At 70.6% G+C, this 12,909-nt stretch carries 10 protein-coding genes; 3 read left to right on the top strand and 7 right to left on the bottom strand.

The genetic code is table 11. The annotated features are described in order from the left end of the window. Position 1 precedes the first annotated feature (1 nt). Both OWM54_RS37790 and OWM54_RS37785 read right to left on the bottom strand, forming a co-directional pair. Positions 2 to 478, bottom strand: coding sequence for a hypothetical protein (locus OWM54_RS37790; protein ID WP_046714529.1), 477 nt, complete (start codon positions 476 to 478; stop codon positions 2 to 4). Further along, a complete protein-coding gene (locus OWM54_RS37785) occupies positions 475 to 2,025 on the bottom strand; it encodes a lysine 5,6-aminomutase subunit alpha (RefSeq protein ID WP_141324214.1) in 1,551 nt (516 codons plus the stop codon). The genes OWM54_RS37790 and OWM54_RS37785 overlap by 4 nt, the downstream gene beginning before the upstream one ends. Before the next feature lie 260 nt (positions 2,026 to 2,285). Between OWM54_RS37785 and OWM54_RS37780 the strand changes: the two genes are divergently transcribed. Beyond that, complete coding sequence (locus OWM54_RS37780) at positions 2,286 to 3,818, top strand: catalase (RefSeq protein ID WP_141324215.1); 1,533 nt, start codon at positions 2,286 to 2,288, stop codon at positions 3,816 to 3,818. 81 nt (positions 3,819 to 3,899) lie between these two features. Then, a complete protein-coding gene (locus OWM54_RS37775; protein ID WP_267700523.1) occupies positions 3,900 to 4,520 on the top strand; it encodes an ankyrin repeat domain-containing protein in 621 nt (206 codons plus the stop codon). 22 nt (positions 4,521 to 4,542) lie between these two features. Here OWM54_RS37775 and OWM54_RS37770 read toward each other — a convergent pair whose 3' ends face one another. From OWM54_RS37770 to OWM54_RS37760, 3 genes are all read right to left on the bottom strand, one after another. After that, positions 4,543 to 5,574, bottom strand: coding sequence for an L-erythro-3,5-diaminohexanoate dehydrogenase (locus OWM54_RS37770; protein WP_223747518.1), 1,032 nt, complete (start codon positions 5,572 to 5,574; stop codon positions 4,543 to 4,545). Positions 5,575 to 5,758: 184 nt separating this feature from the next. Continuing rightward, positions 5,759 to 6,766 (bottom strand): alpha/beta hydrolase, encoded by a 1,008-nt coding sequence (locus OWM54_RS37765; protein ID WP_267700522.1) that lies wholly within the window; start codon positions 6,764 to 6,766, stop codon positions 5,759 to 5,761. A 25-nt stretch (positions 6,767 to 6,791) separates the two neighbouring features. Continuing rightward, positions 6,792 to 7,862, bottom strand: coding sequence for a uracil-DNA glycosylase (locus OWM54_RS37760; protein WP_267700520.1), 1,071 nt, complete (start codon positions 7,860 to 7,862; stop codon positions 6,792 to 6,794). A 259-nt stretch (positions 7,863 to 8,121) separates the two neighbouring features. Between OWM54_RS37760 and OWM54_RS37755 the strand changes: the two genes are divergently transcribed. Beyond that, complete coding sequence (locus OWM54_RS37755; protein ID WP_223785546.1) at positions 8,122 to 8,559, top strand: PaaI family thioesterase; 438 nt, start codon at positions 8,122 to 8,124, stop codon at positions 8,557 to 8,559. A 3-nt stretch (positions 8,560 to 8,562) separates the two neighbouring features. Here OWM54_RS37755 and coaBC read toward each other — a convergent pair whose 3' ends face one another. Next, positions 8,563 to 9,795 (bottom strand): bifunctional phosphopantothenoylcysteine decarboxylase/phosphopantothenate--cysteine ligase CoaBC, encoded by a 1,233-nt coding sequence (gene coaBC, locus OWM54_RS37750; protein WP_267700519.1) that lies wholly within the window; start codon positions 9,793 to 9,795, stop codon positions 8,563 to 8,565. 66 nt (positions 9,796 to 9,861) lie between these two features. Beyond that, positions 9,862 to 12,840, bottom strand: coding sequence for a carboxypeptidase regulatory-like domain-containing protein (locus tag OWM54_RS37745; protein WP_267700518.1), 2,979 nt, complete (start codon positions 12,838 to 12,840; stop codon positions 9,862 to 9,864). Between the last annotated feature and the right edge of the window lie 69 nt (positions 12,841 to 12,909).

The raw sequence follows: 12,909 nt of genomic DNA, 5'->3' as shown, positions 1-12,909 counted from the left end.
GTCATTTCCCCCGCGCCCGCTGGAACTTCACGCTCCCGGCCACCTTCTCCGCCAGGGGCGCGAAGCGCTCCTTCTTGCCCTGCTCCAGGTGGAAGACCACGGACCACGTCGTGCGGCCGTCACAGCCCACGTACGTCCAGGTGTCCACCAGCGCCCCGTTCGTCGACGCGTCCGTGTCCAGCCGCCGCGCCGCCGGCTGCCCGCCGACCTTGAGCTTCTCCCAGCCCGTGCCGCCGCTGCCGGTGACGATCTTGTCCACGCAGACCTGCGCCTTCATGCCCGCCGTCTGCACCGCGCCCACGTCGACCAGGAAGTACGCGTCCCCGCTGGGCGCCGTGAACTTCGCCGTCCCGTCCTCGTTGGAGCGCGTCCACGCGGCCGGCACCTGCACGGCCACGTTCTTGACCTGGAACTGCGTCAGCGCGTCCGCCGAGCCACCCGCCGCCATCACCACCGTCAGGATGGTACCGACAATCATTGTGCCTCCAGGATTTCCAGGAACGGATTGAAGTAATCGGGGGCCTTCTCCAGCACGCCGTCCAGACCCTTGCCGCCGGTCTCCTCGCGCTTGACGTCGCCGAAGTGCCCCTTGCCGATGGCGGCCACCATGCCCTCATCCCGGCACTCCTGGAGCAGCTTCATCGCCTGGGCGAACACCTCACGCGCCCGGTTGGCGATCTTCCCGTCCTCGCGGACGGTGAACTCCTCGTCGATGCCGCGCGCCGCGCGGTGGATGTAGTTGGCGGACTTGAGCGCCACGTAGCGGTCCGCGAGCAGCGGCGTGTGCATGGCCTCGGTCATCATGCCGAGCAGCTGGATGCCCTGCCGCGTCCAGATGGCCACCAGGTCCGCCATCACGTCGTACGCGTGGCTGAAGAAGATGTCCGTCTCCTTGTGCTTGGTGGGCGGCATGTACTTGAGCGGCGCGTCCGGGAAGCAGCGGCGCACCAGCATCGCCTGGGACAGCTCCAAGAGGAGCGTGTCGTCGCGGTACGGGTCGATCTCGTACGAGTGGCCGATGCCCAGCTGCCAGTCCTTGAGGCCCGCGCGCTTGGCGAAGCACTCGTTGATGAACTGGCTGGCGATGACGGTGTGGGCCGCGTCGTACGCGTCCGCGGTGGTGATGTAGTTGTCCTCGCCGGTGTTGATGATGATGCCGGCCAGGGCGCAGATGCGGCGGCTGAAGTACTGGTCGATGAACGTGCGCCGCATGTTGATGTCACGGAAGAGGATTCCGTACATCGCGTCGTTGAGCAGCATGTCCAGCTTCTCGTAGGCCGCGCAGAAGGCGATCTCCGACATGCACAGGCCGGACGAGTAGTTGGTGAGCTGGATGTAGCGCTTGAGCTTGCGGCTCTCGTCGTCCAGGGCCTCGCGCATGATGCGGAAGTTCTCCTGGGTGGCGTAGGTGCCGCCGTAGCCCTCCGTCGTCGCGCCGTGGGGCACGTAGTCGAGCAGCGACTGCGCGGTGGAGCGGATGACGGCGATGACGTCCGCGCCCGCCTGGGCCGCGGCCCGGGCCTGGTCCACGTCGTCGTAGATGTTGCCCGTGGCGACGATGACGTACTTGTGCGGCGCCGGCGACATGGGGAACTGCTTGCGCAGCTCCTCGCGCGCGGTGATGCGCGCCTTCATGTCCTCGAAGGCGGAGCGGGCCTCGGAGCGGACCTCGTCGCGCAGGTTCTGCTCGACGTCGGGGGACAGGGGGCCCAGCTTGTCGGTGGGCAGCGCCGTCAGCCGCTCCACGGCCTCCAGCGGGCTCTTGGCGCCCAGGTGCAGCGCGCGGCCATACCAATAGGCGGCGCCCCGGTTGAGGACGCCCGCGGCCTTGAGCTTGTCGACCATCAGGTTGGCGAGCGGCACCCCTCGCGCGCCTGCTCCGGAGATTCCGAAGAAGCGCAACACGGTGCGCTCAATCGATACAGTGGTGTTACGGCGGATGAGGTCGAAGATCGGATTGACGATCTCCTCCGCCAGAGTGCGCGCATGCGCAATCTGCGCGTCGTCGATGAACGGGCCTGGCATGGGCGCACCTTACCCGCCCGAACGCCTACAGGAAGCGCTGAAGCATACCGGAATGGCGCTGCCGCACCGCATTATCGGTTGGCCAACCCCGACACCGAAATAACAGCGCCCACCCCACCGAGGGAGCGGTGCCGCCACCGAAATACCGGTGAGCCTGGCCTTCCAACCACCTTCAAGCGCTCGGAATTATTGGATTCCAAGAGACGGCACGGTGCGTGCTTTGGAGCGGCTCCGCCTCATCCCCCGAGAGGAGTTTCCGCATGAAGACGCGTTCGCTGCTGCTGTCCGCCGTACTGCTGAGTGGTCCCGCGCTCGCGGCCAATCCGCCGCCGCTCACCACGGATACGGGTGCCGCCGTGGGCACCAACCAGAGCTCCAAGACGGCGGGTCCGCGCGGCGGAATCCTGCTGGAGGACTTCCACCTCATCGAGAAGCTGGCGCGGTTCGACCGCGAGCGGATCCCCGAGCGCGTGGTGCATGCGCGCGGCGCGGGTGCGTACGGCGTCTTCGAGAGCTACGGCAACTTCTCCCACCTGACGCGCGCGTCCCTGTTCGCCAACAAGGGGAAGAAGACGCCGATGTTCGTGCGCTTCTCCACCGTCATCCACCCGTCCGGCTCGCCGGAGACGCTGAGAGACCCTCGCGGCTTCGCGCTCAAGTTCTACACGGACGACGGCAACTGGGACCTGGTGGGCAACAACCTGCCGGTCTTCTTCATCCGCGACGCCATCAAGTTCCCGGACATGGTGCACTCGCTCAAGCCGTCGCCCGTCACCAACAAGCAGGACCCGAACCGCTTCTTCGACTTCTTCTCCCACATCCCCGAGTCGACGCACATGCTGACGCAGCTGTACTCGGACATCGGCATCCCGGCGAACTACCGGCAGATGAACGGGCACGGCGTGCACGCGTTCAAGTTCGTCAACGCCAAGGGCGAGTACAAGTACGTGAAGTTCAACTGGGCCTCGCAGCAGGGCGTCAAGAGCCTCACCAACGAGGAGGCCTCGCGCATCGCCGGCGAGGACCACCAGAACGCCACCACGGACCTGTACGCGTCCATCGGCGCGGGGAAGTTCCCCTCGTGGGAGCTGTCGGCGCAGGTGCTGGACCCGAAGGACCTTGACAGCTTCGCGTTCAACCCGTTGGACCCGACGAAGGTCTGGCCCGAGGACAAGGCCCCCTCCGTCAAGCTGGGCAGGTTCACGCTCAACAAGCTGCCGGACAACTTCTTCGAGGAGACCGAGCAGTCGGCGTTCTCCCCCGGCGTGCAGCCCTCCGGCATCGAGCCGTCCGAGGACCGCCTGCTGCAGGGCCGGCTCTTCTCCTACGCGGACACGCAGCGCTACCGCGTGGGTGCCAACTACCAGTCGCTGCCCGTCAACCGCGCGCGCGCCTCCGTGAACAACAACAACCAGGCCGGCGCCATGAACGTGGCGAACACGAAGTCGGACGTGAACTACGAGCCGAGCATCGCCCGCGAGTCGCAGGAGGCCCCCCAGCATCTGTTCTCGCGACTGCCCCTGTCCGGCACCTCCCAGCAGCAGCCCATCGAGAAGACGGACAACTTCTCGCAGGCGGGCGCGTTCTACGTGGCGTTGGACCCGGCGGCCCGTGAGCGCCTGGTGAAGAACCTGGCCGGGGACCTGGGCCAGGTGCGTGACGCCCGCGTGAAGGCGCGCATGGTGGGCCACTTCTTCGTCGCCAACGAGGAGTTCGGCACCAGGCTGGCCAAGGCGGTGAACGTGAAGGTGGATGACGCCCGCGCCGCCGTGGCGCCGCTCGCCACCCGCTGAAGCGCTCCTGAGTGAAGCACCGGGGCCCGTGCCTGGATGCCGGCGCGGGCCCCTCCCCTCTCGTCCGCCTGGAGGATGGACATGTTCCGCAAGCTGCTCCTCGGAGCCCTCGGTCTGCTGGTGCTGGTGTGCGGGGTGGTGACGGCCGCGTGGTACTCACTGAAGGCCGAGCCCGTGCCCCAGGGACGTCTGCTCGCCGCGAACGAGGCGGAGCGATACCTGCTCGCCGCCGCACGTGTCGGTGACACGGAGATCGTCTCCGGTCTGGTGAAGGCGGGCGCTTCCGCGGAGGCCCGGGACGAGCGCGGCTTCACGCCGCTCATCCTCGCCGCCTACCACGGGCACCTGGACACCGTGCGCGTGCTGCTCTCGGCCGGGGTGGACGCGTGCGCCGGGGACAAGCGCGGCAACACGGCGTTGATGGGCGCGGCCTTCAAGGGCCATGCGGACATCGTCGCGCTGCTCAACGCGCAGCCGTGCGCCGTGGACCAGGCCAACAGCCTGGGCCAGACGGCGCTGATGTTCGCCTCGCTGTTCGGTCGGCAGGAGGTGGTGGACGCGCTCCGACAGAAGGGCGCGTCCGAGGAGCTCAAGGACGCCAGCGGTCGCAGCGCGGCCGACTGGGCCCGGACGCAGAGCGCGCCTCAGGCCCCCGTGGCGCCCGCCCCCATGTCACCGGAGGACACCGCCGCCGCGAGATAGCCTCGCGACGGGAGACCGCCGCTCAGACGTAGCGCGTGGCGAAGAGCTGGAGCAGCGCGGGCTCGGTGCGCAGCAGGGCCAGGGTGAGCGAGGCGTGGCCGGGCACGTAGCCGTTGCCCACCAGCATGGTGACGTCCTTGCCCACGCCCTCCGCGCCGAGCGCGGCCGTGGTGAAGCTGGTGGCCATGGAGAAGAAGATGGCCGTGCCGCCGTCCTTCACCGAGAGGATGGTGGCCATCTCCGTGTTGCCCACGCTGGCGCAGTTCACCACCAGGTCACAGAGCTGACCGCCCGTGGCCTGGCTCACCGCCTCCATCACGTCCACGCCCTGCGTCGCGTCCACCTTCAGCGCGACGTCACACAGGCCGATGGCCGTCAGCGCGTCCAGCGCCGGCTGCGACACGTCCATCGCGATGAGCTGTCCCCGGCTCTCCAGGTTGCGCCGGGCCTGGGCCAGACACAGCGCGCCGCTCTTGCCCGCGCCCAGCACGGCCACCGTCATGCCCGGCCGCACGTAGCGCGCCACCAACGCGGGCGCGCCACACACGTCGAGCGCCGCCAGCGCCAGCGTGTCCGGGAGGTCCGCCGGCAGCTTCGCGTAGATGCCCGTGGCGAAGAGCAGCGCGTGGCCGCGGATGTCCAGGCGGTCGATGTCCACGTGGACCGCCTTCACCTCCTCGATGACCAGCGGCGTCAGCGTCAGGCTCACCAGCGTGGCGATGCGGTCGCCCACCTGGAGCTGCCCCCGCGCAGGGTGCTTCGCGCCGATCTCCTTCACGCGGCCAATCAACATGCCGCCCGAGCCCGTCACGGGGTTCTGCATCTTGCCGCGCTCCAGGACGATCTCCTGGATGCGCGCGCCGATGCGCGCCGGGTCTCCGCCCACCTCGCCCTTGATCTGCTTGAAGGACGCCGCGTCGATGTTGAGGCTCTCCACGTCGATGAGCACCTCCGAATCACGGCACGGCAGCGAGGGGTCCAGCTTGCGCGCGCGCTGCGGCAACACGCCCTTCTCGCCGACGACGCGGGACAGCCCGTAGAGGTCGTTGCTCATGTTCCATCTCCCTGAAGGTCCATCCGCGCCCACAGCCGAGCGGCCTGTCGCGCGGGAGTCCTGCGTCTATCCGCTCCGCCGGGGGGATGGCCAGCGTCACGTCGCGCGGCCCCCACTCCCGAGGGCACTCCTGTCAGCAAGAGGGCCCTTCCGGACACAGCACCGCGCGAGCCTGGGTGAAGGGCTACTCCTGGGAGAGCTTGGGCAGCAGCACCGAGAGCGAGCGCTCGAAGCGATAGGACACGCCGGAGTGACCGTCCTCGAACTCCTCGTGCACCAGGTCCACGCCCGCGTTCTTGAGGTCGTCCGCCAGCATGCGCGTGCCCCAGCGCAGGTTGAACTCGTCGCGCGTGCCGCAGTCCAGGAAGACGCCCTTCAGCTTGCGGAAGGCATCCAGGAACTTGGGGACGAAGCGCACCGGATCATGCACCAGCCACCGGTTCCACACGTCCAGCTTCAGCCGGCCCGTCTGCGCGTCGAAGGGCAGCTCCAGGTTGAGCGGCTCGCCCTTCTTCGGCGAGTACGCCGCCGCCATCGCCAGCGTGTTCACCACCGGGAAGTCGTCCCCGCGCATCTTCGTCTCGCGCACGCGCTGACGGAACTCTCCCTGCCAGGACTCGATGCCGCCCGACTTCAGCAGCGAGCTGGCCGCCTTCGGGAGGTCCGGCAGGTAGCAGTACTCGAAGTAGGCGTCCGCCGAGTGCGCGCCCAGGAGCGAAAAGAGCTCCGGATGGTAGCGCCCCATCACCAGCGCGCCATAGCCACCCGAGCTGTGCCCCAGCACCGCGCGCGACGCCGCCTTGGGCAGCGTGCGGAAGGTGCGGTCCACGAAGCCCACGATGTCCTTGGCCAGGTAGTCACGGTACCGGCCGATGGCGTCGCTGTTGATCCACTGGCTGCCGCCCAGCGACGTCCACGCGTCGGGGAACACGCCCACCACGGGGGGCACCGCGCCGGACGCGATGAGCGCGTCCAGCCGCTCGGGCACGGACGGCGCGAAGCCCGAGGCGTTGGTCCACGTGCCGCCGCTGTTGCCGAACGCGTGCAGGAAGTACACGGCCGGGTAGCGACGGTCCGACTCGGCGTACCCCGGCGGCAGGTACACGGTGAGCTTGCGCCGGGCCGGGTCGCCCAGCGGGTTGGACTCCAGCGCGGGCGACTGCACCTCGCGCGTCTCCAGCAATCCCTTCATCCGAGTCTCCCCCTTCGCGGCCGCGCTACGCGCGCGAGCCCGGGTTCTTGCCGAATATCTTCATCACGGCTTGCAGGTCCTCCCACGCCTTGCGCTTCTCCGCGGGATTGCGGAGCAGGTACGCGGGGTGGAAGGTGGGCATGAGCTGAATGCCCTCGTAGACACGCCAGGCCCCGCGCATGCGGGTGATGGGCGTCGAATCTCGAAGCAGCGTCTGCGCCGCGAACTTGCCCAGCGCCACCACCACCTTCGGCTGGAGGGCCGCGAGCTGCGCGCGCAGGAAGGGCTCGCACGCGGCGATCTCGTCCGGCTCCGGGTTCCGGTTGCCCGGGGGCCGGCACTTCACCACGTTGCAGATGTAGACGTCATCGCGACGGAAGCCCATCGCCTCGATCATCTTCGTGAGCAGATCTCCCGCCGCGCCCACGAACGGGAAGCCCTGCAGGTCCTCGTTCTCGCCCGGCCCCTCGCCCACGAAGACCAGCTCCGCGCGGGGGTTGCCCGAGCCGAAGACGATGTTCTTGCGCCCCGTGCAAAGCTTGCAGCGCTGGCAGTCGCCCAGCTCCCGGCGCACCTGGTCCAGCGTCGGCCGCTCGCCGTCCACCACGCCCGGCAGCGGTCCGCTGCCCGTGGAGGACGACCTCGGCACGTCGAGGAGCATCCCGTTCGAGGCGGAAGGCGCGGTGGTCCCCCGCGCCGCGAGGGGCGCGGGGCCCGGCGCGCGGGGAGCGGGCTCCGAGGGGGCCAGTGGACGGCTCGATGGCAAGGGAGTCGCCTGGCTCGGAGCACTGGCGGCGCCCACGGGCCGCTCGAAGCGCGAGGTGCCCGGGCCCGGCGGCGCGTCGCCCGGACGCGACATCGGCGTGGTCGCCGTGGACGGAGCGGGCTTGCGCTCGGCCGGTGCGGGCTCGGTCGCTGGTCCGGGACGGGCGAACCGGGAGCGCAAGGAGGGCGTCAGGCGCTGGAGCTCGGCCGCCGCCTTGGCGTCGATCATCAGCTGACGCCCGCCACCGTCCTCCTGCCAGAGCAGGTGACGGCGCACATCCTCCAGCACGGCGCTCAGTTCCTGCGTGGCTTCGGGCGAATCGTCGTTCACGATGACCGATCGGTATCGGAGGGCAGGCCCGGGCGCAAGGAAGCGGACATCCATCCTGGGCGGACGCTCCTCCACGGGGCGGCCCGGACCTCCCTCACAGCGTCAAGTTCCCCACCACACCGCGTCACGGCCGGCCTTTCACACCTCCGTCGTGGGCCTCCGGAGCCACGGGCCGCGGGTTCGATTCACCGCACACCGGGTCGACCCGCGCGCCGGCCCCCCGGGTGGGTCCCCCTGATGGCGGGCTACCCTGCTCCCCATGAATCCACAGAACCCGGACTACCGTCAGGACACGGAGGCCCTCTTCCGCGCGGCCCCCTTCGTCACCGACCTCGGCATCGAGCCCGTCTCCATCCTCCCGGGCGAGGTGGAGGCACGACTGGTGGTTCAGCCCCGCCACCTGCAACAGGACGACGTCATCCACGCGGGCGTCCAGGCGACGCTGGCCGACCACACCGCGGGCGGCGCCGCCTTCACCCTCGTGCCCCGCCCTCAGCGAGTCCTCACCGTGGACTTCACGCTCCACCTGCTCCAGGCGGCACGAGGCGAGGCGCTGCGCTGCAAGGCCAGGGTGCTGCGCGCGGGCCGCCGGCTCATCGTCGTCGAGTCCGAGGTCCACACCGTCGCCGGAGGCCAGGAGCAGCGCGTCTCCAAGGCCACCGTCACGCTCGCCGTCGTCGAGCCCCGGACGCCCTGAGGCTCACACGCCGGACGCCGCGCGCTGCACCAGCAGGAGCTCGAGGAGGCTCCGGGCCACGGCGTCCTTGGTGCCCTGGAGCTCCCGTGGCGAGCCGGTCCGGGTCAACACCGTCACCCGGTTCGTGTCCGTGCCGAAGCCCGCGCCGGGCGCCGTCACGTCGTTGGCGACGATGGCGTCCAGCCCCTTGCGCTCGAGCTTCTCGCGCGCGTGCTCCACCACCCGCTCCGTCTCCGCCGCGAACCCCACCAGCACCGGCCGCCGCGCCTGCTCCGCCACCTTCCGCGAGGCCTCGGCCAGCACGTCCGGCGTGCGCACCAGCTTCAGCGTCTCCGGCCCTGCAATCGAGCCCTTCTTCACCTTCTGCGGCGCGCGCGTCTCCGGCCGCCAGTCACTCACGGCCGCCGTGGCGATGAACGCGTCGGAGTCGGCCACCCGGCTCAGCACCTCGCGCGCCATCTCCTCCGCGGAGACGACGTCCACCACCTCCAGCCCCGTGCGGTCCACCGCGCCCACCGGCCCCAACACCACCGTCACCGAGGCCCCCAGCGCACGCGCCGCATGCGCCAGCGCGAGCCCCATCTTCCCCGTGGAGGGATTGGAGATGAATCGCACCGGGTCCAGGAACTCACGCGTGGGCCCCGCCGTCAGCAGCACCCGCTTGCCCGCGAGCGGCCCCGGCGCGAAGCGCGCGGCGACTCCCGCCACGATTGCGGGAACGTCCGCCAGTCGCCCCTCGCCCACGTCGCCACAGGCCAGCAGCCCCGCCCCCGGCCCCACGAAGCTGAAGCGCGCGTGCGCCGCCAGCGCCGCCACGTTCTCCTGCGTCTGCGCGTTGTCCCACATGGCCACGTTCATCGCCGGGGCGAGCACCACCGGCCCGCGGAAGGCCAGGAGCGAGGTCGTCACGGCGTCGTTCGCCATGCCCGCGCGCACCCGCGCCAGCAGGTCCGCCGTGGCCGGCGCCACGACGAACGCCTCCGCCCAGCGCGCCAGGTCCAAATGGCCGAAGTTCCCCTCCTGCGAGGGGTCGAAGTAGTCGGTGAGCACCGGATGCCCGCTGAGCGCCTGGAAGGTCAGCGGGGTGACGAACTGCCGAGCGGCCTCCGTCATGGCCACCCGCACCTCGGCGCCCGCGCGCCCCAACTCGCGCACCAGCTCACAGGCCTTGTACGCGGCGATACCACCGGCCACACCCACCACGATGCGACGGCCCTTCAACGCGGTCACGTCCATGCGGCTTCCTAATGCGCCCGCATGCCGGCTCGCAACCCGAGCCGCACGAGCAGCAGGCCCGGCGCCTCAACGTCCCAGCGTCACCTCACCGCTGGACGGCACGTCCACCACCCGCACCTCGGGACCTCCCGGCGTCTCCACATGGAACGCCCCCCACACCAGCGTGTAGCGCCCGGGCGGCAGGCCAGTGACGACGACCTGCTCGGAGCGTGGCTGGTAGATGAGGTGCGCCCAGCGTGAGCGCATCAACTCCTGCGCGGGCGGGTTGCTCGTCACCGGGACGTCCCCGGCCACCACCCACAGCGCCTTGCCTCGCTCGGGCTTGAGCTGCACGGTGAGCGACGCGCTGCCCGGCGCGGGCCCCAGGTCCAGGTGCATCTGCGCGCCACCCACCTGGACCACCAGGGCGGGCTCGCCCGCGAAGTCGCGTCCCGTGCCCAGCATGAAGCGATAGCTGCCGGGCGCCACGTCGACCGAGTAGGCCCCATCCGGCCCGGTGACGATGTTGAGCGGCTCGCCCCGGTCTCCGTTCACCGCCTCGATGCCGATGCCCGCGGCGGGCTGGCCTCCCGGCAGGAACACGCGACCACTCAGCCGCGTCGCCTGCTTCAGCGTCAGCTCCAGCGCGGCGCGGCTCCCACGCTCCACCGCCTGCGTCCCACTCAGCCGCCCCTTGCGCGCGGACACGGTGTAGCGGGCCACATACGGCGGACTCGCCAGCGTGAAGGTGCCGTCCGGGCCCGACATCACGGACTCGTCGCACACCTCACAGGACACCACGGCGTCCGCCACGGGTCCGCCGCTCGCGTCCCGCACCCTCCCGCTGATGCTCGGCAGCTTCTCCAGCACCAGGTCTCCCAGTTCGGCAGACACCGGACGGTCCACCATCAGCGGCTCGTAGCCGGAGGCATCGACCGCGACGATGACGCGGTCTCCCGCCGTGGGCAGGGGCAGCTCGAAGCGACCGTCGGGGCTGTCCACCTGATGCTCGTCCATGCGGAAGCGGCGCACGGGCGCGCCGTCATTGCCCACCACGCGGCCGCGGAACATGTCGCGCTTCTTGAGCACCACCTTCACCGGGGGCCCGCCCGCCTTGCCCTCGGCGCGCTCCGTCTGGTCGTAACCGGAGTGCTTCACCTCCAGCCGGTAGCCCCGGTCGGGCCGCAGCGAGCGGAACTCGAAGTGGCCGCGCGCGTCGCTCACCACGGGATCCGCGCCGCGAGGCACCACCGACAACGCGGCCCCCGCCACCGGCGCCCCTTGCGTGTCCACCACGTCGCCCGTGAGCGGCGCTCCGGGCTTCAGCTCGGCCTCCAGCCTCAGCGTCTGCCCCTCCGTCACCGTCACCTGCTTGCGCTCGGAGGGCTGGAAGTCCGGATGCGAGGCCACCATCGAGTACGTCCCCTCCGGCATCCCGCGCATCGGCACGACGCCGTCGGGCCCCGAGGAGCGGTCGCTGCGGAAGATGCCCTCCTGGTCCACCCAGAGCACCACGTCCGCGCCCTCCACGCGTCGGCCCCCGGAGGACACCGTCACCTCCACGGAGGCATGCGGCTCCAGCGGCAGCTCGACGTCCTTCGCGGGTGCCGTCACCTTCACCTGTCCACCGCCCCACTCGGAGTGGTGCGCGTGCAGTTCGTACAGGCCCGGCGTGGGCACCGACGCGGAGAAGTGCCCGTCCCCATCGGCGAGCACCGTCTCCCCCGTCGGCTGGACCAGCACCGACACGCGCGGCGCGGGACGGCCGTACACGTCCATCACCCGTCCGGTGATGAGCGTCGCGCGCTCCAGCTCCAGCTCCAGCGAGGTCTCGCCCTTGCCCACCCGCGCGGGGAGCTGCGCCTCGCGGAAGCCCTCCGCCTTGCCCTCCAGCACGTATTCGCCGACGGCGAGCGGCCCCAGTTCCACCAGAGCGCCCGTGCTCGCGCGCTCCCGGCGGACGACATCTCCGCGAGCGGTGCGCAAGAGCAGCTCCGGCGATGGAACGGGCTCGCCCGCCTCGTCCACCACCGTGACGAGCAGCTTGCCGGCCTCCTCCAGCTCCAGCGTCACCTGCGTGACGCGCGCCTCCAGCGTCAGCGTGCGCGGAATCGAGCCCAGTCCCGGTGCCTCGGCCGTCACCACCAGCTCATCCGGATACAGGCCGGTGAAGCGGACGACCTCACCCTCCGTGCGCAGGTCGCGCGACAGGTGGTCGCCGCGCACTCGCACCGTCGCGGCCGCGGGCTGGCCCTCGCGGGTCACGCGGACCTCCAGCGTCCTCGACGGTGTCAGCTGCAGGCGCACGGGCTGGGAGCCCGCCTCCACCTGGGACTCGACGGCGGGCAGGTAGCCCTCCGCCATGGCCAGCACGTAGAACGGGCCCTCGCCCAGCCCCTCCAGCGAGAAGGCACCATCCGCTCCGGACCGCGCCTCGAAGGGCAGCGGTACCCGTCGAGACACCGCGTACACGCGCGCCTCGCGCAAGGGCTGTCCGGACTCGTCCACGACCTGGCCGAGGATGGAGCGCAGCGGCGGCAGGAACAGCTCCACCGGGTCACCCGGCGCCGCGCGGTCCCTCAGCGCGACACCCAGGCCGGGCGCGCGGGCCCACACGGAGAAGGACACGCCGACCAGGTGCTCGAAGCGGAAGCGTCCCTCGCCGTCCGTCCGCGCCGTGGCCCGGGGACTGAGGAAGCCGCGTTGTTGCTCGAAGAAGGCCAGCGTGTGCAGCGTCGACTCACGCGCCGGACAGGACAGGAGCGCCTGGTCGCACTCGTCACAGCGCACGTCCACCAGGGTGCGCTCCGCGCTGGCCGAGAGGAACACCTCCGCGTCCGGCACGGGCCGCCCCGAGGCATCCAGGACACGGCCGGTGAGCGACAGGCCCTCCTGGCTCCCGGAGGTGACCTCCACGGCGGAGAACTCGGGAAGTGACCTGGACGTCGCGCCCAGGGACGCGGACGCGCGGAAGTCTCCAGGCGCTCGCTCCGAGCGAGACCAGAGCCAGGCGGCCCCAGCCACCACGAGGGCGGACAGAACCCCTATGAGAATCCAGTTGCGCATGCGCTCGTCACGAGGACCTTAGCCCGCGGCGGGCCCGGCAACGGCCGATTCCCACCGGAAATTCCGGAC

This window comes from Myxococcus sp. MISCRS1 (assembly GCF_026626605.1).
Taxonomy (GTDB): domain Bacteria; phylum Myxococcota; class Myxococcia; order Myxococcales; family Myxococcaceae; genus Myxococcus; species Myxococcus fulvus.
This window is presented reverse-complemented; position numbering and strand designations above follow the sequence as displayed.